This window comes from Allobosea sp. Leaf344, from assembly GCF_001426225.1.
GTDB lineage: Bacteria > Pseudomonadota > Alphaproteobacteria > Rhizobiales > Beijerinckiaceae > Allobosea.
This window is the reverse complement of the sequence record NZ_LMRT01000009.1, coordinates 472,368-491,183: the sequence shown is the minus strand read 5'-3', so window position 1 is coordinate 491,183 and position 18,816 is coordinate 472,368. Positions and strand designations below refer to the sequence as shown.

Here is an 18,816-nt window from a genome sequence, read left to right as displayed (position 1 = left end):
CCGGCCTCAATGGCGGAAATGCCGGTGGCCGGTGAAGACCATGGCGAGGCCGGCCTCGTCGGCGGCCTTGACGACCTCGTCGTCGCGCATCGAGCCGCCGGGCTGGATCACCGCCGTGGCGCCGGCCTCGGCCGCGGCGAGCAGCCCGTCGGCGAAGGGGAAGAAGGCGTCGGAAGCGACGACCGAGCCCTTGGCCAGCGTCTCGGGCAGGCCCGCCGCCTTGGCGGCCTCGGCCGCCTTCCAGGCGGCGATGCGCGAGGAATCGACGCGGCTCATCTGGCCGGCGCCGATGCCGACGGTGGCGAGGTCGCGGGCATAGACGATGGCGTTGGATTTGACGTGCTTGGCGACGCGGAAGGCGAAGCGGAGATCGGCGAGCTCGCGCTCGCTCGGCTGGCGCCGGGTCACCACCTTCAGCTCCATGTCGTCGACCACCGCATTGTCGCGCGCCTGGGCGAGGAAGCCGCCGGACACGGTGCGCAGCGACAGGCCGCCGCCGCGCGGATCCGGCAGGCCGCCGGTGAGCAGGAGCCGCAGGTTCTTCTTGGCGGCGATCAGGGCGATCGCCTCCTCGTCGGCATCCGGCGCGATGATCACCTCGGTGAAGATCTCGACGATTCTGCGCGCGGCCTCGGCATCGAGCCGGCGGTTCAGCGCGACGATGCCGCCGAAGGCGGAGACGGGGTCGCAGGCGAGGGCGCGCTCATAGGCGCCGAGCAGCGAGGTGCCGGTGGCGACGCCGCAGGGGTTGGCGTGCTTGACGATGACGCAGGCGGCCGCGGCCGCGGGGTCGAATTCCGCGACGCATTCGAAGGCCGCGTCCGTATCGTTGATGTTGTTGTAGGAGAGCTGCTTGCCCTGGACCTGGCGCGCGGTGGAGACGCCGGGCCGGGCTTCCGGCGTGCGATAGAAGGCGGCCCATTGATGCGGGTTCTCGCCATAGCGCAGCGGCTCGGCCAGGGCGCCGCCGAGCGCGCGGTAGCCGGGGGCGGTCTCGCCGAGATGGGCGGCGAACCAGTTGGAGATCGCGGCGTCATAGGCGGCGGTGCGGGCATAGGCCTTCTGCGCCAGCCGGCGCCGCAGCGTCAGGGTGGTCGTGCCCTTCTGTGCCGAGAGCTCGCTCAGCACGGCGTCGTAATCGCCCGCATCGACCACCACCGCGACGTCATGATGGTTCTTGGCGGCGGCGCGGATCATGGCCGGTCCGCCGATGTCGATATTCTCGATGCAGTCGTCATAGCCGCGGCCGGCGGCGACGGTCGCCTCGAAAGGGTAGAGATTGACGACGAGCAGATCGATCGGCGCGATGCCATGGCCGATCATCGAGGCCTGGTGCTCGGGGTCGGAGCGCACCGCGAGCAGCCCGCCATGCACCTTGGGATGCAGCGTCTTGACGCGGCCGTCCATCATCTCCGGAAAACCGGTGAGGTCCGAGACGTCGGTGACCGGCAGCCCGGCTTCGGCGAGGGCCCTGGCGGTTCCGCCGGTCGAGACGAGGGCGATGCCGAGCTTGTGCAGCGCCTGGGCGAAGGCGATCAGCCCGGTCTTGTCGGAGACGGAAAGGAGCGCGCGTTCGACGCGGCGAAGCTCAGTCGGCATCGGGATCAGGGTCCGGGCTTGCTATCGGAAAAGGATTGCGCGCGAGCTACCATGCTGCGCTGCGCAAAGCAAAGCCGGCGCGTCTCAGTGCGCCGTCGCGTCGCCATCCGCTTCGCCCGCCGCGCTCGTTTGCGGGCCCGTGCCGCGGGACGGCAGGGCCAGGCGGCGGAAGCGCCAATGCAGCTGGTGCTGGGCCACGGCGTCGAATTCCACCACCAGCTGGTCGCTGCGGCGCCGGCCGTCCGCCGAGGCGAGGAACAGGCTCTCCTCCAGCGAGATCGGCATGCCCGGCGCCTCGAACAGCCAGATCTCGCCATTGGCCAGGGCCAGCCTCGCGCTGCTCCCCTCCGGGTCCAGCTCCGGCTTCACGCCGGGATGCAGATGGAAGCGCAAGGTGGCCGGCAGCGAGGCCCGCGGCTGGGCAAGGGTGATCTCGTCCTCGCCTGACAGAGAGGCGCCGTCGCGGGCCAGGAGCAGCCGCCTCGTATGCACCGCGCCGAGGCTGCGGCGATAGCCGTCATGGCTTCCCACCCATTCCTGCCCCGCCTCGTTCTCCTGGCGCGCGGCTCTGACATCGGTCGGGCCGGAGACGATGCGCCGTTCGCCAAGGACGAGGCCGAAAACGGCGCTGGAGCGGTCGTCCAGCGTGACCGTGCTATGGGCGGCGGTGGTGCGCGTCGCCTCGCGCAGCTCCGGCGGGCCGAGGCGGCTCGCCCCGCAATTGACCAGGATCCGGCAGGCGCCGCTCGAGAATTCGAAGGAGAGGCAACCGGCATGCGCCTCCACGGAATAGGCCCCGCGCGGCGGGGCGCCGGCATCGACGATGACGACGCTGCGGCCGCAGCTCAGGCGGCTGTAGCCGGAATAGATCGCCTGCTCGACCGGACGGGCGCGGGCATCGTCATAGGCGGCGAGCGTCGCCATCAGATCGGGCGGCGTCGTGCCCATGCCGTTGAACAGAGCGAGGGCGCCGTCGCCGTGCCGGAACAGCCGGAGATGCGGCATCATCCGCTCGACGGCCAGGATCACGCCGCGCGGCGGCTCGAGCCCGCGGGCGGCGAAGGTCTCGCGCAGCGGCAGCAGGTCGAGCAGCACGTCGATCAGCAGGCGGGGGTTGCGGCTGAGATGGCCGCCATCGGGCAGGATCTGCTGGTCGAGCTCGTCCGACAGCGCGAGCTCGTAACGCCGGCGGCGGGAATCGGGGACGTCGAGGCAGATCGTGGCGAAGCAGACCGCGATCAGGCATTGCAGCCGCGCCTGACCCTCGACGGCCCCGGCGAGCATCAGCGTCAGACGGTCGGTCAGCCGCGAGACATGGCGCACGAAGCGCTCGTAGAAGGCGTGATCGGCGCCTTCCAGCAGCAGAGGCGAGTGCGAGAGCAAAGCGATCAGCCGGCGCGAGGCGACCAGCGGGCGGCGGGCGATGAGGTTGCGCTCGCGCCGGCGCGCCATGAAATCCTCGACCAGAGCGCGGGCATTGGCGCGGGCGAGGGCGGTCTCGGCCGCACGGAGATGGCGCAGCCAGCCGAAGCCGTAGAGCGCTTCCGCCCACGCCTCGCTCGGCGGCTCGGCGTCGAAGGGGCTGTCGCCATGGGTGCTCAGGGTGCGGCCGGCGAAGGCATAATAGCCGGAATAGATGTCGGCCGCCGCCGTCGGATCGGCGGTGCGCAGATCATGGGGGGCGAAGAGAAGGCGGGTGGCGGCCTTGCGCCGGAACGGCAGCAGCCTGCGCATCAGGCCGACGCATTGGCCGCGCGTCTTCAGCGCCGCGCGCGCGACGGCAGCCTGGGCCAGTCCCCCTCGCTCAGACCAGACACTCAACGTTCACGCTTGCCCCGTCCCCGGCCATGGCGTCCCCACGCCATGCGAATCCGGAACCGTCATAACCTGATCAGGCGGCTTGCGTAAAATCCGGCCCATCCGGACAGGCGGGGGCTCTCGAAGCGGAGCTGGTGGGGCAGGGTGCGCAGGTCGCCCTGCGGATCGATCGCCTCCGCGAGGCCGCCGATCTCGTCTTGCGTCACGGGCTGGCGCCTGAACTCGGGATGGCGGCCGAGGAAGGCTTCGATCTGCGCCTCACCCTCCTCGCGCTCGAGCGAGCAGGTGCAATAGACCAGCCGCCCGCCGGGGCGGGTCAACCGGGCGGCCGCGTCGAGCAGGCGCGCTTGCAGGGCGACGAGCTTGTCGCGATCCTCCGGCAGCTTGGTCCAGGCGACGTCGGGATGGCGGCGGATCGTGCCGGTCGCGCTGCACGGCGCATCCAGCAGCACCGCGTCGAAGGGTTCGGCCTGCCAGCTCGCGGCATCGGCGGTGACGATGTCGGCGGCGAGGCCGAGGCGCTCGAGATTGGCGCGCAGCCGGCGCAGGCGCGGGCCGGAGCGGTCGACGGCGGTGACATCGGCGCCCGACGCCGCGATCTGCGCGGTCTTGCCGCCCGGCGCCGCGCAGAGGTCGGCGATACGCTCGCCCGGCCGCGGCGCGAGCAGGCGCACAGGCAGGGCCGCGGCGGCGTCCTGGACCCACCAGGCGCCTTCCGCGAAGCCGGGGAGCGAGGTGATGCTTTCGCGCTCGCGCAGCCTGACCGAGCCGGTCGGCAGCAGCAGCCCGTCCAGGCGCGCGGCCCAGAGTTCGGGCTCCTGCTTCACCGAGAGGTCGAGCGGCGGCTCGTCGCGATGGCTGAGCGCGATCGCCGCGGCGACGCTCTCGCCATGTTCGTCGCGCCAGCTGTCGGCGAGCCAGTCCGGCGTGTCCAGGAAAGGATCGGCCGCCTCCGCCAGCACGGCGTCGCGCTCGCGCGCCAGGCGCCGCAGTAGCGCGTTGCCGAGCGAGACATAGCGCGCGGCCTTGGGATCCTCGTGCAATTGCCGGATGGCGAGATCGACGGCGGCATGGTCGGGGACGTCGAGGAACAGGATCTGCGCGGCGGCCGCCACCAAAATCGGCTCGAACAGGCCGGAATTGCGCGGGCTGCCGCGTTCGAGCCGCTGGTTCATGGCGTATTGGATCGTGCCGAGACGGCGGAAGGCGGTGATCGCGATGGCGCGCGCCAGCCCGGCATCGGCCGCGTCGAGCCTGTACTCCGGCGCCACGCGCTCGAAGGTCTCGTCCAGCGCCAGCCGCGCCTTCAGCACCTCGTCGATCAGCCGGGTCGCCAGCCGCCGGGCCGGCAGACCGGGCGCGTCGCTGCGCGGGGTTTCATCACCCGCGGCCGGGCCTGCGCCGCCACTCTTCGCCTGTCCCGCCATGTATCAGCCCCAGGGGCCGCGCTGGCGGCCACCCCAGGGGCCGCCCGGCTGCGGCGGCGCGGCAAAGCCGCCGGCCTGACGCCCGACACCCATGGCGCGCGCCTGCTCCATCAGCGCGGCGATGCGGTTGCCGGTGTCGGGGTGGGTCGAGAAGAGATTATCCATGCCCAGGCCGCTGAGGGGGTTGATGATGAACATATGCGCCGTAGCAGGCTTCGCCTCCGCCGTCTCGTTGGGAATGTGCTCGACCGCGCCGGCGATCTTGGCCAGCGCATCGGCCAGCCAGGCCGGATTGCCCGCGATCTCGCCGCCGAGCCGGTCCGCCTCGTATTCGCGCGAGCGCGAGATCGCCATCTGGATCACCATCGCCGCGAGCGGTGCCAGCACCGAGATCAGGATCTGGACGAGCAGCCCCGGCCGGTTCTCGCGGGAGCCGAACATCATGCCGAAGGTGGTGAGGGTGGAGATCGCGCCGGCCATGGTCGCGGTGACCGTCATCGTCAGCGTGTCGTGGTTCTTGATATGGGCGAGCTCATGCGCCATCACCCCCGCCAGCTCCTCATAGCTCAGGCTGCGCAGGATGCCGGTCGTCGCCGCGACGGCGGCGTTCTGCGGATTGCGGCCGGTGGCGAAGGCGTTGGGCTGGTCCTCCTGGATCAGATAGACCCGCGGCATCGGCATCCCGGCCCGCGCGGCGAGATCGCGCACCATCCCGTAGAGCTCCGGCGCGCTGCGCTCGTCGACCTCCTGGGCGTCATAGGCCGCGAGAGCGAGCCTGTCGGAATTCCAGTAGCTGTAGAGATTGGTCGCGGCCGCGACCGCGAGCGCGATCAGCATGCCGCCGCTGCCGCCGAGGAGATAGCCGACCGTACCAAAGAGGGCGGTCAGGCCGGCCATCAGCATGAAGGTGCGGACATAGTTCATCGAAGATCCCCGTGCTGCGCGAAGCGGGCTTCGGGTCTCCACACCCCTCCCCCCAGGCTCGTTCCGGCCTTATGTGGTGAAGACGATGCCGATCCCGCAAGAGAGCTTCACGAATGAAGGGGCCGCGATGACTTCCGAAGACGCCGAGAGCCCGGCCACCACGCCATCCCCGGAGGCCGCGGCGCCCGAGCCGCTCGTGTCCAAGCCGCCCGTGTCCAAGCCGCTCACGCCCGCGGCCCAGCGCGCCTTGGCGGAGGCTGAGGCGCGGCGCGAGGCGCTCGATGCCAAGACGGCGGAGCTCGCACGCCAGCGCGAGATCAACGGCCGCGGCGGGCTCGATCCCGCGCGCTATGATGATTGGGAGGTCAAAGGCCTCGCCAGCGACTTCTGAGTCCGGCCGCGCCGCAAGGGAGGCGGGCGAAGAGACCCGGTGCCGGCGGATCGTGCCGCCGCCCGGCCTCGCCCGTCCTGCCGATGGCTGGGGATTTATTTCTTGACGAAAAGGTCGAGCTTTCCGTAATGCTCGGCCAGGAGATAATAGAATGTCAGGCGGGATTTCGTCCTGTCGGCCTTCATATGGTCGCAGATCGCCTTGATCGACTGGTCGAGATCGGCGGTCTTCAGGCCGAGTTTCTTCTTCAGGAAGTTTTCGCGCACCCGCTCCAGTTCGCCGGCATCGCTGCAGGCGACATAGCGCGTATCCGGCTTGGCCATGACCAGGGCGTAGGCCTTGGCCATGCCGGCGAAGGCTGCGTCATTGACTGGCTTCCTGGCGAATTTCTTGATGTCGGACAGATGATCCATGGTCGAGCCCCTCTTTGCCTGCACGCTTCCGCGTGGGTGTGCCGTTCATCGCACGCAGAAACGTTAACGCCGTTTCTTGAAGGAGGCGAGGGGGCCTTCGCTCGGCAAAGCCGATTTTTTACCGGCCATCAGTTCAGTTCTGTGGCGGTGTCGCCGCTGCCTCTAGGGCATGACGATGACGGGCGTGCCGAGCCGCACACGCGCATAGAGATCGACGACGTCGTGGTTATGCATGCGGAAACAGCCATAGGAGGCGGCGGAGCCGATCGTGCCGGGTCGATTGGTGCCATGGATGGCGTATTCGCCGCCCGGGCCGAGCCCGATGACGCGCGCCCCCATCGGGTTGCGGGGCGAGCCGCCGGGGATAACGTCCGGCAGGGAGGGCATGTCGCGCTTCACCGAGGCGGGCGGGCTCCAGGCCGGGTCCACCTGCAATTCCTCGACATATTTGACGCCGCGCCATTGCTTGCCGGCCTTGCCGACGGCGACGCTGTAGCGGATCGCCAGCCCCGGAGCCTGGACGAAATAGAGCCTGCGCTCGCCGGTGCGGATGACGATGGTGCCGGGCCTGTAGGGCAGCGGCGCCTCGACCAGTTCGCGCGCCAGCGCCGGGCCGGCGGGCAGCGCCTGAGCGGCGAGCAGGATGGCGCCGGCCAGGAGCGGCGGCACAGAGCGGCGTGTCGGCATGGGACCTCCGAAGCGTCGTGGGAGGGCGATCTGGCGCCGGGCCGGTGAATCCGCGATTGAGCGACATGGTGAAGCGTGGATTCAGGATGAATCCGGGGTAAGGGCGGGGCCGCCAGCCGGCCGAGCCGGCGATGGCGCGTCCACGAGCCTCGGTTCGGCACGCTCATCCGGCGCGGCTTTTCCGGCGGCACGAGGTCTCTCGGAGAATCCGCCGAGGGGGGTATTCAAGCGCAAAAGCTTACGCTAGGTTAGTTTTGGGGCGAGAGAGAGAGGCGGGAGGCTGCCACCAGTTTTAAATTGGAGCAGTTCTCGCCGTTTTTCGGACACAGGATCATGGAGATTGGGCGCGCGATGCGGCGCCGGTTTCGCTGTTGCGCTCGCTAAGCCTTCATTAACCATGCGAGCGCACTCTTGCCCTGTCAGGCCATTGTGTCGTGACCGGCTCGAACGGTCCGATTTCGTCTGTTTACTCTCGTGGCGACAGCCGGGACTGGCGTGTCGAGAGCCTTCGTGACCTCCCGGAAGCGGATGTCGACTTGACAGCTCACGTCTTCATCGACCGGCTGGGCCTGCCGCGCGCGGCCCCGGCCGCGGCCGCGCCGGCCGAACCGCTGGACCAGGGCTGCACGCCCGGGGCCAAGGCGGGGCTGGCGGCCGGGCTGATGCTGGCGCTGCGCTTCGTGCAGGCGCGCTTCCTGTCGATCTGGGGGCTGATCGTGGCGGTGGCGCTGTGTCCGGCGCAGGCTTTCGCCGATTTCGCGGTCTATGCGACGCTCGCCAATTTCATCTCGATCGCTGCGCTGCTGCGGTTCGAGGCGGTGTTCTTCCAGACCAGCGACGGCGTCCGGCTCGGGCGCGCGGTGCGGCTCTCCATCGTGGTCGGGACGGGTTTCCTCGGCAGCGCGGCGCTCCTGCTGCTGGCCGCCGAATCCGCCGGCTGGATCCTCGCCAGCCATGCCGTGCTGTTCCTGCTGTCGCTGGCGGGGCGGACGGTGATGCGGCTCGTTTCGGCCGAAGCGACGGCGGAGGGGGATTTCGCGGCACTCGGCAACGCCAATATCCTGCAGGCGCTGGTCCAGCCGGCGATGATGCTGCTGCTGATCTGGCTGCTCGAGCCCGGCGCGCTCGCTCTGGTCTCCGCCGATGCGATCGGCCATGTCGTCGCCGCCGCCTATCTGATCTGGCGCCGGCGGGCCTCGCTGCGGCGTTTCGTAGCGGCCGCTTCCTGGTCGCTGCCGGAGCTGGCGCGCTCGGCGGGGCGCTGGCGGCTGGCGCCCGGGCTGCTGCTGCCGTCGGCGCTGCTCTCCTTCGGTTTCACGGTGACACCGCTGCTGGCGCTGCCGCTGCTCGGCAATCCGCTGCTGGTGGCGCATGTCGCGCTGGCGATGCGCCTGCTCGACGTGCCGACCCAGATGTTCAACGCGGTCTCGGTGCCGCTGGTGATGTCGCATCTGCGCCATGCTCCCAGGGCGCAACGGCAGATGCGGGTGCGGCTGATCACCCTGGCGCTGCTGGTCAGCGGCTGCGCGCTGTTCGCGGGCATCGGCGCGATGGCCTGGCTGGCCGACCCGCTGCTGGACGGGACGGAGTGGAACGGCGCGGGCTCGGTGATCGCGCTGATGGCGGTGTTCTATACCGGGATCGCGCTGGTGCTGCCGCTCCACGAGATGGCGAGCCTGTCGCGCCGGCCGCAGAGCCCGGTCGCGACCAATGCGATCGCGCTCGTGGTCGCGGCCGCGCTGATCGCCGGCATCGGCAGCTTTTCCTATCTGCTCCTGATCGGCCTCTGCGCCGTCTCGCTCGGCCGGCTGCTCGCCCATGCCTGCTTCGCATGGACGCGGCTGGCGGCGGATGAGGCGCATCAGCCGGGCGGAAGCCTCATTCGCGGCGGATGAGGCGGTCGGCGATCAGCGAGGAGATCAGCCCCGGCTTGAACTCGCGCTCGAGCTTCTCCGGATCGTAGATGCGCTCGACCCAATCGAGGAAGCCGATGCCCTGGGCCGCGCCCTCGCGGCGATAGGTCTCGAAGAAGGCGTCGAGGATCCCGGTCTTGGCGAAGCGGAAATGGCCGTAGCGCAGCGAGAGCTGGCCCATCGCCTCGTCGAGCGAGCGGTTCTCATGGACGAGCAGATAGAGCGCGGCGAAGAAGCCGGCGCGGTCGGCTCCGGATTTGCAATGCACCAGCGCCGGCTCCGGCAGGCTCTCGAAAAACGCCTTCGAGCCGAGGATCGTCTCGCGGTCCGGGGCGCCGCGCGAGCGCAGCACGTAATCGATCAGCGTGACGCCATGCCGCTCGCAGGCCTCGCGCTGCAGCGGCCAGGAGCCGTGCTCGCGCCCACCCCGCAGATTGACGATGGCCTTCACGCCCTTCCGGGCGAAATGCGCGATCTGCGTCGGGGCCGGCTGCGCCGCCCGCCAGAGCCGCGGCGTCACCTGATGCGCGTTGAGATAGGCCATGCGGAAGATGCCGTGATCGACCAGCAGCATGTTGGCCCAGGCCCGCAGGCGGTCGGCGCTGCCGGCCAGCGGCCGGTCCCAGCGCGCGATGCGGGCCATGCGCCTGGCATAGCGCTCTTCGTCAGGGCGCAGGCGGTTCAGCATGGCTGAGGCCCGGCCATGCGGATCAGGTCTGGGATCATGCGACAGCCGATAGCAGCGCGAGGCCCGCCGCGCAAACCGCCGCGGCCCGCCTTGCGCGAAGGTTGGGATTGTCGTCGTCCCGGGAACCACGCATAAGACGCCCGGATCACCAGCCCTGCAACACCCACGGATCGACACCTCATGCGCCTGGACGCCATCTCAATCGGCAAGAATCCGCCGGACGAAGTCAATGTCGTGATCGAAGTGGCGATTGGCGGCGAGCCGATCAAGTACGAGATGGACAAGGCGGCCGGGACGCTGTTCGTCGATCGCTTCCTCTATACGCCGATGCGCTATCCCGGAAATTACGGCTTCATCCCGCATACGCTCTCCGAGGATGGCGACCCCTGCGACGTGCTTGTCGCCAATACGCGGCCGCTGATTCCCGGCTCCTATATCGCCGTGCGCCCGATCGGCGTGATGATGATGCAGGACGAGGCCGGCGGCGACGAGAAGATCATCGCCGTGCCGGTTCCGAAGCTGACCAAGCGCTACGAGAACGTGCATAATTATACCGATCTGCCCAAGATCACCCTCGACCAGATCCAGCACTTCTTCGAGCATTACAAGGATCTGGAACCCGGGAAATGGGTGAAGCTGACCGGCTGGGGCGATGCCGCCCGGGCCAAGCAGCTCATTCTCGAGGCGATGGACCGGGCCAAGGCCGCGGGCTGAGCCCGGGCGCGTCCACGGCCCGGGCGAGGCCGGCTCAGGCGGCGATCGCCTGCGCCAAGGCGACGATGCGCGCCGCCATATCGGCATGCAGCCGCTCGACCATGCGGCCGTCGAGCTGGATCGCGCCCTTATCGGCGTTCTCCGGGCGGGAGAACGCCGCGATGATCGCCTGCGCCCTGGAAAGCTCCGCCTCGTCGGGCGCGAAGACGGCGTTGGCGCCGTCGACCTGGCTCGGATGGATCAGGCTCTTGCCGTCGAAACCGAGATCGCGCCCCTGCGCGCATTCGGCGGCGTAGCCCTCCTCGTCGCGGATGTCGTTGTAGACCCCGTCGACGATGTCGAGCCCATGGGCGCGCGCGGCCAGGATCGCCATGGTCAGCCAGGGCAGCATCGGGGCACGGCCGGGCAGGAACCGCGCCCGCGTCTCCTTAGCGAGATCATTGGTGCCCATGACGAAACAGGCCAACCGGGTCTGCGGGTCATGCGCGGCCGCGGCGATGGCTTCGCAGTGCAGGATCGCCAGCGGCGTCTCGATCATCGCCCAGATGCGGGTCTTCGGATCCGCCCAGAGCCCGTCGAGCTTCTGCCCGATGCGCTTCAGCGTCTCGGGATTCTGGACTTTCGGGATCAGGATCGCATCGGGCCGAGCCTCGGCGGCCGCGGCCAGATCGGCCTCGAACCAGGGGGTGTCGACGCCATTGGTGCGGATCACCAGCTCGCGCCGGCCATAGCCGCCGGTCTTGACCGCGGCGCAGACCTGGTCTCGGGCGTTCGCCTTCGCCTCCGGCGCCACGGCATCCTCGAGATCGAGGATCAGCGCGTCGGCGGGGATCTCACGGGCCTTTTCGAGGGCGCGGGCGTTGGAGCCGGGCATATAGAGGACGCTGCGGCGCGGGCGGATATCGGTCATGCTTCATCTCCTGACGGCGAGAGGGCCGTCCTTCGCTGCACTGCACACTAACAGCACGCAGATGCAACGCCATATCTGCGAAGGTTGGATGAAGGCGCCGCGGATCAGGAGGTCGCGGGCTGCCCGGGCCGCAGGACGAGGCGGACGCGGCGCGTATCCTCGCCCGGCTCGCGCGGCTGCAGCACGAAGCCCAGCTCTTCGGCCAGCCCGAGCATGGCGGTGTTCTCGCTGAAGACGTCGCCATGGATCTCGGCATAGCCGGCCCGCCTGGCATGGGCGATCATCTCGGCGAGCAGCCGATAGCCCAGTCCGCGTCCCTTCATGTCGGAGCGGACGATGATGGCGAATTCCGCCGTCGACCTCTCCGGATCGCCGGCGATGCGAACCACCCCGTAGATCGGCCCGGCGCCATAGGCGGTGCCGGCTTCCACCGCGACGAAGGCCATCTCGCGGTCATAGTCGATCTGCGAGAGTCGCGCCGCCATGTCGTGCTGGAAATGCTTGACCGGGCCGAGAAAGCGCATGCGCAGATCCTCGGGCGTGCAGAGCCTGACCATCTCGCTGATCGGCACCTCGTCCTCGGGCCTGATCGGCCGGAACATCAGCTCCTGCCCGTCGCTGAGGCGGAATTCCTGCTCCAGCTCGGCGGGATAGGGGGTGATCGCGTAGAGCGGCGCCAGCGCCTTGGTTTCCGAGATCACCACGCGGGCGTCGAGCGCGATCAGCCCCTGCGCATCGGCGAGCAGCGGGTTGATGTCGAGCTCGACGATGTCGGGCAGATGGACGGCGATTTCGGAGAGGCGCAGCAGCACCTCCACGATCTGCCCCATCGGCGCGGGCGGGACATGGCGATAGCCGGCGAGCCGCTTGGCGATCCTCGTGCCCTCGATCATGTCCTGCGCCAGCACCGAATTCAGCGGCGGCAGACCGATGCTGCGATCGGCGATCACCTCCGTCGCCGTACCGCCCTCGCCGAACAGGATGATCGGCCCGAAGGTGGGATCGCGGGCGAGGCCGAGGATCAGCTCATGCGCCTGCGGGCGCGACACCATCTGCTGGACGGTGAAGCGCAAATCGCGCGCATCCGGGCGGAGCTTGGCGATCCGCGCCAGCATCTCCTCCGCCGCCGCCCGCGCAGCGGCGCCGGAGGTCAGCCGTAGCGCCACGCCGCCGACATCGGATTTGTGGGTGATGTCCGGGGAATGGATCTTCACCGCGACGGAGCCGCCGATCTCCTCGGCGAAGCGGCCCGCCTCGGCCGGATCCGCGGCGATGCGGGTCGCGACGGTGGGAATGCCGAACAAGGCGAGCAGCCGCTTGGATTCGGGCTCGGTGAGGATGGTGCGGGCATCGCCGCGCACCGTCTCGATCATCGCCTTGGCCTCGTCCACCATGGCTTTGGGGATGGCGACGCCGGCCGAGGGTGTCTCGAGCAGCAAAGTCTGGTTGCGCCGGAATTCCGCGAGATGGCCGAAGGCGCGCACCGCCTGTTCCGGGCTTTCGAAATTCGGGATGCGGTGTTGGCCCAGGATCGCGCGCGACGCCAGGGTGGCGTCGCCGCCGAGCCAATTGGTCAGGACGGGGACCGCGCGATTGCCGTCGACCGCCGCGGCGACGGCCTCGGCCGCTTCCTCGCCCGCGGCGAGCGCGGTCGGGCAATTGAGTACCAGCACCGCGTCGCTGGCCGGGTCGGCCATCACGATCTCCAGCGCCGCGGCGTAGCGGTCGGCCTTCGCATCGCCGAGAATATCGACCGGATTGCCATGCGACCAGGCTTCGGGCAGCACCCGACTCAGGGCGGCGAGCGAGTCCGGGCTCAGCGTGGCGGCTGCGAGCCGGCGATCGGCCAAGGCGTCGACGGCGAGCACGCCGGCCCCGCCGCCATTGGTGATGATGGTCAGCCGGTCGCCATGGACCCGCATGCCGGTGGCGAGGATCGCCGAAGCGGCGAAGAGCTCGTCCAGTTCGCGCACCCGCAGCAGGCCGGCGCGGCGGAAGGCGGCGTCATAGACGGCATCGGCGCCGGTCAGCGCGCCGGTATGCGACATCGCCGCCTTGGCGCCGGCGGCGCTGCGGCCGGCCTTGACGACGAGCACGGGCTTGGTGCGCGCGGCGGCGCGCGCCGCCGACATGAATTTTCGCGCATGGGTGATCGTCTCGACATAGAGCAGGATCGCCCGGGTCGTCGGATCGGTGCAGAGATAATCGAGCATGTCGCCGAAATCGACATCGGCCATGTCGCCCAGCGAGACGACATGGGAGAAGCCGATATCGCGTTCATGGGCCCAGCCCAGCATGGCGGCGATGATCGCGCCGGACTGGCTGACCAGCGCGATATGGCCCTGTTTCGGGGTCAGATGCGCGAAGCTGCCGTTGATCGCGCGCGGCGTGGAGATCAGCCCGAGGCAATTCGGGCCGATGATCCGCATCAGATGCGGACGCGTCGCATCGAGCAGCCTCTGCTGCAGATCGCTGCCGTCGCGCCCTTCGAAGCCGGCGCTGATCACCACGGCGGCGCGGCAGCCGCGCGCGCCCAGTTCCGCGACGATGGCCGGCACACCCTGGGCCGGCGTGGCGATGACCGCGAGATCGGGCGCGACCGGCAGTTCCGCGACCGATCTGTAGCTGAGCGTCGAGCGGATCGCGGTTTCGCGCGGGTTCACGCACATCACCGGCCCGGCGAAGCCGGCCCCCAGCAGATTCGCCGCCAGCACGTCGCCGATCGAGCCGGCGCGGTTGCTGGCCCCGATCAGCGCGATCGAGCGCGGCCGGAAGAAGGCGTCGAAATTCCGGATGCTCATCGCGTGGCGTCTCGTCTGGTTGGGCCGGAAGGGATCTGGCGGGCCAGGCGCCTCGACGGCGCGCCCGCCATGATACAAGCTTTGCCGCCGAAGCCGAGGCATGCGCGATCCGGCGTGCCCCGGGATCGGCGGTCGGGTGGGATCATCGGGGATGGAGGTGACGGTTTGATCTCGTCGCCCCATTGCGGGGCGACGGCTTGGGCCCGTCCGGTGCGGCCTAGTGGCTCATCAGCACCGGCACCGGGCAATCCTTCAGCAGCGACTGGGTCACGCCGCCGAGCAGCCATTCCCGCAGGCGCGAATGTTTGAAGGCGCCGGAGACCATGAGATCGGCCCCGAAGGCCTTCGCCTCGGCCTGGATCGCTTCGGCGACGCCCGCGCTCGGCATGGGCAGCGTCTTGACCGAGACCTTGGCACCGTGGCGGGCGAGATGCGGCGCGAGCTCCGCGCCGGGGATGCGGTCCGATAGATCCTTCTCGCCGGTCACCGAGACGATCACCACCTCCTCGGCCGCGGCGATGAAGGGAATCGCATCGGCGACGGCGCGGGCGGCGGCCGCGCCGCCATCCCAGGCCACCAGCACGCGCCTCGCCGAGAAGCTCAGGCTGCTCGGCGGCACGATCAGCGCCGGGCGGCCGGTCTCGAAGATCGCGGCCTCGATCAAGCCCCGGTCGATCTCCAGCGTGTCGCGCTCGGCATCGAGGATGGCGAGGTCATGGACGCGGGCATAGGCGATGAAGCGCTGGGTCAGGCCGGGATAGAGCAATTGCGGCGCCTCGACCGTGCATGTCACGCCGGCGAGGTCGGCCGTGAAGCGCGCATCATCCGCCAGGCGCTGGGCCAGCCCGGCCATGCGGCGGTTTTCCTTGCCGACGATCTCGGCGGCGAAATCATTGATCAGGGAGGAGGGCACGGCATAGCGGACCGAGGCCGCCTGCAGCGTCAGATGCGCGGCAGCCTGCTGCGCCAGCGACATCGCATAGGGAACCGCCGCGCTGGTTTCGCCGCGGCCTTCCTCGGTGAACACGACCAGAACGCTCTTGATGCTGTCATACATGGGCTGGCTCTCCTGTGTGGGAGGACCATGTCAGATCGCCTTGTCGCAACCTTGCGCTGGATCAATTCGCCTCTGCCGGATTGGTGTGACGCTCTTTTTCAGGACGACAACGCATCGCAGACGAGGTCACCCATGCTTCAGCGCATCACGCTCCATCTCGGCCGCACCGCGGCCCATCCCGAAGGCAGCGCCCGCGACGGCTACGACATCATCGCGCCGGTCGATGCCGAGGGCCATCTCGACGCCGCCGCCTGGCGCAGCGAGCGCGAACGCTGCCGGGTGCGGCGCTTCCGCGCCGGCGAGCCCGATCGTCATGGCTGGCTGGTGCACAGGTCAGGCGGCGCCGGCGGGGCGCATTGGCAGATCGATTACGACGATGCCAGCAGCGACGATGACGAGAGCGCCTTCAAGCTCGACCGCCACCGGATCGCGGTCGGCGAATATCTGTCGATCCGCGGTGCCGACGAGGCGTTCGAGCCGTTCCGGATCGTCGCCATTCATACGCTGACGAAGGCCGCGGCGGCGGGTTGAGCATGCCTATCAAGGCAGGGAGGTCGTCATGACGGGATCGAGCCAGGCCCTGCAGGCGCGTTACGCCAGCATCATGGCGCCGGTGCATCTCGGCCCGGGCGCGGAGAGCGCGGTGGCGCTGGCGGCCGGGCTCGCCGGGCGCTTCTCCAGCCGGCTGATCGGCGTCGCCGCGGAGGATATCGTGCTGCCCTATTACGGGGACAGCGTCGCGGCGCTCGATGCGGTGCTGGTCGAGGAAGCGAAACGCGCCGCCGCCGAGCATCTCGAACAGGCCGAAGTGCTGTTTCGCCGGGCGGCCAAGGGCTGCCCGCTCCAGGAGTGGCGCGCCGCGGTCGATGCCACGCGCCAGCATATGCTGGCCCAGGCGCGCGCCGCCGATCTCGTCGTAATGGCCCGGCTCGGCGCCGCCGACCCCGACCAGGGGCCGATGTCGCTGTCCCCGGGCGATCTCGTGATGGAACTCGGGCGGCCGGTGCTCGTCGTGCCGCCGCATCTCGACCGGCTGGCGGGGCGGCGCGTGATCATCGCCTGGAAGAATACGCGCGAGGCGCGGCGCGCGGTCTGGGACGCGCTGCCCTTCCTGATGCGGGCCGAAGCGGTGATCGTGCTGACCGTCGGGCAGGAGGCGGCGGAGAGCGGCGCGCAGGATGTCTGCGGCTATCTCGCCGGGCACCATATCGCGGCGCGGGCGCTGGCGCGGCCAGGCAGCGACCAGCCGGCGATCGCGGTCCTCGCCGAGCTCGCACGGCAGGAAAATGCCGATCTGATCGTCGCCGGGGCCTTCGGCCATAGCCGCCTGCGCGAATGGATCTTCGGCGGGGTCACCCGCGACCTGCTGCAGGAGACGCCGGTCTGCTGCCTGATGTCGCATTAGCTGCCGGGGCGCCGATCAGGATGCCGTCATCCTGCTGCGCCATGGCGCAGGCGGCGTCGAGATCGGGCGCGGCATGGGCGTGGATCGCATAGAGCGGCTCGCCCGGGGTCACGGCCTCGCCGACCCCGCGCAGCAGGTCGATGCCCGCGCTCTTGTCCAGCGGCGCGCCGGCCCTGCGGGCGATGCCGGCGATGCGCCAGCCATCGATCGCCTGGATCACGCCGCTGGCGCCGGCCCGGACCAGCCGGCTCGGTGCCGCCGGCCGATGCGCCGGATCGCGCGCGCCCTGGGCCGCCACGATGCGCTGCAGCGCCTCGCGCGCCGCGCCCGAATCCAGCAACTGCAGCGCCCGCGCCCGGCCGCGCTCGGCCGTGCCGATCGCCGGGTCCCAGGCGAGGATGCGGGCGGCGAAGGACAAGGCCTTCTCGCGCAGGTCCTGCGGGGCGTCGGGATGGCCTTCCAGCACCCAGAGCACGTCGCGCACCTCCAGCGCCGGGCCGATGCCGCGGCCGATCGGCGCGTCGCCGCGCGTTGGGCAGGCCTCGAGATGCAGGCCGACGCCGCGGCCGACCCGCTCGAACAGAGCGGCGAGCTCGCCCGCCTCCTCAAGGCTGCGCAGCTTGGCCCGCCTGCCATAGGGCAGGTCGACGATGACATGGGTCGAGCCGGCTGTGAGCTTCTTCGAGATGATCGACGCCACCGACCAGCGATTGGAATCGATGCCGAGCGGGCGCGTGATGGCGTTCATCACATCGTCGACGGCGGAATGGTTGAGGCGGCCGTTCCAGGCGATGCAGGCCCGCGCCTGGCCGACGGTGCGGCGGACATCGTCCTCCGTCAGGTCGACCCGGGCCAGCACCTCCATCGCATCGGCGGTGCCAGCGGCGGAGGTGATCGCCCGCGAGGAGGTTTTCGGCATGGCGATGCCATGGGCCGCCACGATCGGCGTGACGATCAGCGTGATGCGGCTGCCCGGAATCCCGCCCATCGAATGCTTGTCGGCGACGATCGGCTCGCCCCAGCGCAGCGCGGTCGAGAAGGCGGTGCGGACGCGGGCGAGCGCCACCACCTCGGCATCGCTGAGCGAGCGGGTCGCGGCGACCAGGAAGGCGGCGATCTCGCTGTCGGGATAGCGGCCCTCGACGATGTCGCGCAGCAGCGTCTCATATTGCTCGAGGCTGAGCTCCTCGCCCCGGATCTTGGCCTGCAAGGCGTCGCGGCTGTGCTGCGGCGGGGTCCGCTTCAGCGAGACGGATGCACCTTCCGGCAGGCCCAGCGCCGAAAACGCCTCCCGCGACAGGCCGAGCTCATGCGGCGCCAGCAGGGTGCCGGCGGCCACGAGATTGACGCGGGCGCGGATGGCGCGGCCGGCGGCCGAGATCTCGACCTTGCCGGGGCCGTCATAATCCGACGCGCCGATGATGCTGTCCTCCGGCAGGAAGGCGATGCGATCGCGCCAGCCATCGATCGGCAACGGCTTCAGGGCGAGGCGGCTCGTCGCCTCCTCGAGCGCCTGCAGCAGGCGCGCCACACCCTCTTCCGGCGTGCCGTCGTTCATCACGGTGATCGCCTCGACGCCGTCCGGCAGCGCGAGCTGGCTGCGCGCCAGCCTCGCGGCGATATCCTCGGGGGTTTCGCGCCCGCGCGCCGCCAGCCGCCGCGCCAGGATCTCGGGCGAGGCGGTGACGACGAGGGCGACGAGGCGCGGGACCTGGCCGATCAGCCGCGACAGGACGGCGCGCGAGCCATTGGCGACGACATGGCGCCCGGCCGCGAGCGCGTCCCGCACATCGGCGCGCAGACCATAGCTCAAGCCATGCGCCTGCCAGGAGACGAGCAGCCCGCCGGCGCGCTCCAGCGCCGCGAAGCCCTCCGTGTCGATCGCCTCGTGAGCCTCGCCGCCCGCATCGGCCGGGCGGGTGATCAGCCGGCGGGCGAAGCTGAACCGCTCATCCTGCCGCAGCACGGCGCGGGCGCCGTCGATCAGCGTGTCCTTGCCCGCCCCGCTGGGGCCGACGATGAAGAACAGGATGCCAGACGGCGTACCACCAGCCATGCGTGCGCTTTCG

General features: G+C 70.0%; 16 protein-coding genes. 5 read left to right on the top strand and 11 right to left on the bottom strand.

Features of this window, described 5'->3' with window-relative positions; genetic code table 11:
* Positions 1 to 6: 6 nt before the first annotated feature.
* The 4 genes from purH to htpX all read right to left on the bottom strand — a co-directional run bounded on the left by purH (position 7) and on the right by htpX (position 5,768).
* On the bottom strand, positions 7 to 1,599 hold the full coding sequence (gene purH, locus ASG72_RS08340; protein WP_056710940.1) for a bifunctional phosphoribosylaminoimidazolecarboxamide formyltransferase/IMP cyclohydrolase: 1,593 nt from the start codon (positions 1,597 to 1,599) through the stop codon (positions 7 to 9).
* A gap of 84 nt (positions 1,600 to 1,683) precedes the next feature.
* Positions 1,684 to 3,420 carry a heparinase II/III family protein gene (locus tag ASG72_RS08335; protein ID WP_156395856.1) on the bottom strand — a complete coding sequence of 579 codons (1,737 nt, stop codon included), beginning with the start codon at positions 3,418 to 3,420 and terminating at the stop codon, positions 1,684 to 1,686.
* Positions 3,421 to 3,479: 59 nt separating this feature from the next.
* Positions 3,480 to 4,844, bottom strand: a complete 1,365-nt coding sequence (locus tag ASG72_RS08330; RefSeq protein WP_082540189.1) for an RsmB/NOP family class I SAM-dependent RNA methyltransferase — start codon at positions 4,842 to 4,844, stop codon at positions 3,480 to 3,482.
* Between the two features lie 3 nt (positions 4,845 to 4,847).
* Positions 4,848 to 5,768 carry a zinc metalloprotease HtpX gene (gene htpX, locus ASG72_RS08325; protein ID WP_056710936.1) on the bottom strand — a complete coding sequence of 307 codons (921 nt, stop codon included), beginning with the start codon at positions 5,766 to 5,768 and terminating at the stop codon, positions 4,848 to 4,850.
* A 127-nt stretch (positions 5,769 to 5,895) separates the two neighbouring features.
* On the opposite strand from htpX, the gene ASG72_RS08320 reads away from it, so the two are divergent.
* On the top strand, positions 5,896 to 6,159 hold the full coding sequence (locus ASG72_RS08320; RefSeq protein WP_082540206.1) for a DUF1674 domain-containing protein: 264 nt from the start codon (positions 5,896 to 5,898) through the stop codon (positions 6,157 to 6,159).
* A gap of 95 nt (positions 6,160 to 6,254) precedes the next feature.
* Here ASG72_RS08320 and ASG72_RS08315 read toward each other — a convergent pair whose 3' ends face one another.
* Both ASG72_RS08315 and ASG72_RS08310 read right to left on the bottom strand, forming a co-directional pair.
* Positions 6,255 to 6,572: a DUF2853 family protein gene (locus tag ASG72_RS08315; RefSeq protein ID WP_056710934.1), complete on the bottom strand. Its 318-nt coding sequence runs from the start codon at positions 6,570 to 6,572 to the stop codon at positions 6,255 to 6,257.
* Between the two features lie 162 nt (positions 6,573 to 6,734).
* Positions 6,735 to 7,259, bottom strand: a complete 525-nt coding sequence (locus ASG72_RS08310; protein ID WP_056710932.1) for a L,D-transpeptidase — start codon at positions 7,257 to 7,259, stop codon at positions 6,735 to 6,737.
* A 536-nt stretch (positions 7,260 to 7,795) separates the two neighbouring features.
* Here ASG72_RS08310 and ASG72_RS08305 point away from each other — a divergent pair.
* A complete protein-coding gene (locus ASG72_RS08305) occupies positions 7,796 to 9,154 on the top strand; it encodes a hypothetical protein (protein WP_056710931.1) in 1,359 nt (452 codons plus the stop codon).
* Here ASG72_RS08305 and ASG72_RS08300 read toward each other — a convergent pair.
* Positions 9,138 to 9,860: a sulfur transferase domain-containing protein gene (locus ASG72_RS08300; RefSeq protein ID WP_056710929.1), complete on the bottom strand. Its 723-nt coding sequence runs from the start codon at positions 9,858 to 9,860 to the stop codon at positions 9,138 to 9,140. The two genes, ASG72_RS08305 and ASG72_RS08300, sit on opposite strands and share 17 nt — an antisense overlap.
* A 180-nt stretch (positions 9,861 to 10,040) precedes the next feature.
* Between ASG72_RS08300 and ppa the strand changes: the two genes are divergently transcribed.
* Positions 10,041 to 10,574 carry an inorganic diphosphatase gene (gene ppa, locus ASG72_RS08295; RefSeq protein ID WP_056710927.1) on the top strand — a complete coding sequence of 178 codons (534 nt, stop codon included), beginning with the start codon at positions 10,041 to 10,043 and terminating at the stop codon, positions 10,572 to 10,574.
* 34 nt (positions 10,575 to 10,608) lie between these two features.
* Here the strand turns inward: ppa and ASG72_RS08290 are convergent, their stop codons facing one another.
* The 3 genes from ASG72_RS08290 to ASG72_RS08280 form a co-directional block, all read right to left on the bottom strand.
* Positions 10,609 to 11,484, bottom strand: a complete 876-nt coding sequence (locus tag ASG72_RS08290; RefSeq protein ID WP_056710924.1) for a CoA ester lyase — start codon at positions 11,482 to 11,484, stop codon at positions 10,609 to 10,611.
* 104 nt (positions 11,485 to 11,588) lie between these two features.
* The gene (locus ASG72_RS08285; protein ID WP_056710922.1) at positions 11,589 to 14,285 is read right to left on the bottom strand and encodes a GNAT family N-acetyltransferase; all 2,697 of its coding nucleotides are present in this window, start codon (positions 14,283 to 14,285) and stop codon (positions 11,589 to 11,591) included.
* 217 nt (positions 14,286 to 14,502) lie between these two features.
* On the bottom strand, positions 14,503 to 15,342 hold the full coding sequence (locus ASG72_RS08280; RefSeq protein ID WP_056710920.1) for a universal stress protein: 840 nt from the start codon (positions 15,340 to 15,342) through the stop codon (positions 14,503 to 14,505).
* Between the two features lie 132 nt (positions 15,343 to 15,474).
* On the opposite strand from ASG72_RS08280, the gene ASG72_RS08275 reads away from it, so the two are divergent.
* Together ASG72_RS08275 and ASG72_RS08270 are read left to right on the top strand one after the other, a co-directional pair.
* Entirely contained in the window at positions 15,475 to 15,873 is a 399-nt protein-coding gene (locus ASG72_RS08275; RefSeq protein WP_056710917.1) for a hypothetical protein, read from the top strand.
* Between the two features lie 28 nt (positions 15,874 to 15,901).
* Positions 15,902 to 16,747, top strand: coding sequence for a universal stress protein (locus tag ASG72_RS08270; RefSeq protein ID WP_056710915.1), 846 nt, complete (start codon positions 15,902 to 15,904; stop codon positions 16,745 to 16,747).
* Here ASG72_RS08270 and phnN read toward each other — a convergent pair.
* Positions 16,695 to 18,803, bottom strand: coding sequence for a phosphonate metabolism protein/1,5-bisphosphokinase (PRPP-forming) PhnN (gene phnN, locus ASG72_RS08265; protein WP_056710912.1), 2,109 nt, complete (start codon positions 18,801 to 18,803; stop codon positions 16,695 to 16,697). The genes ASG72_RS08270 and phnN overlap by 53 nt on opposite strands.
* Positions 18,804 to 18,816 lie beyond the last annotated feature (13 nt).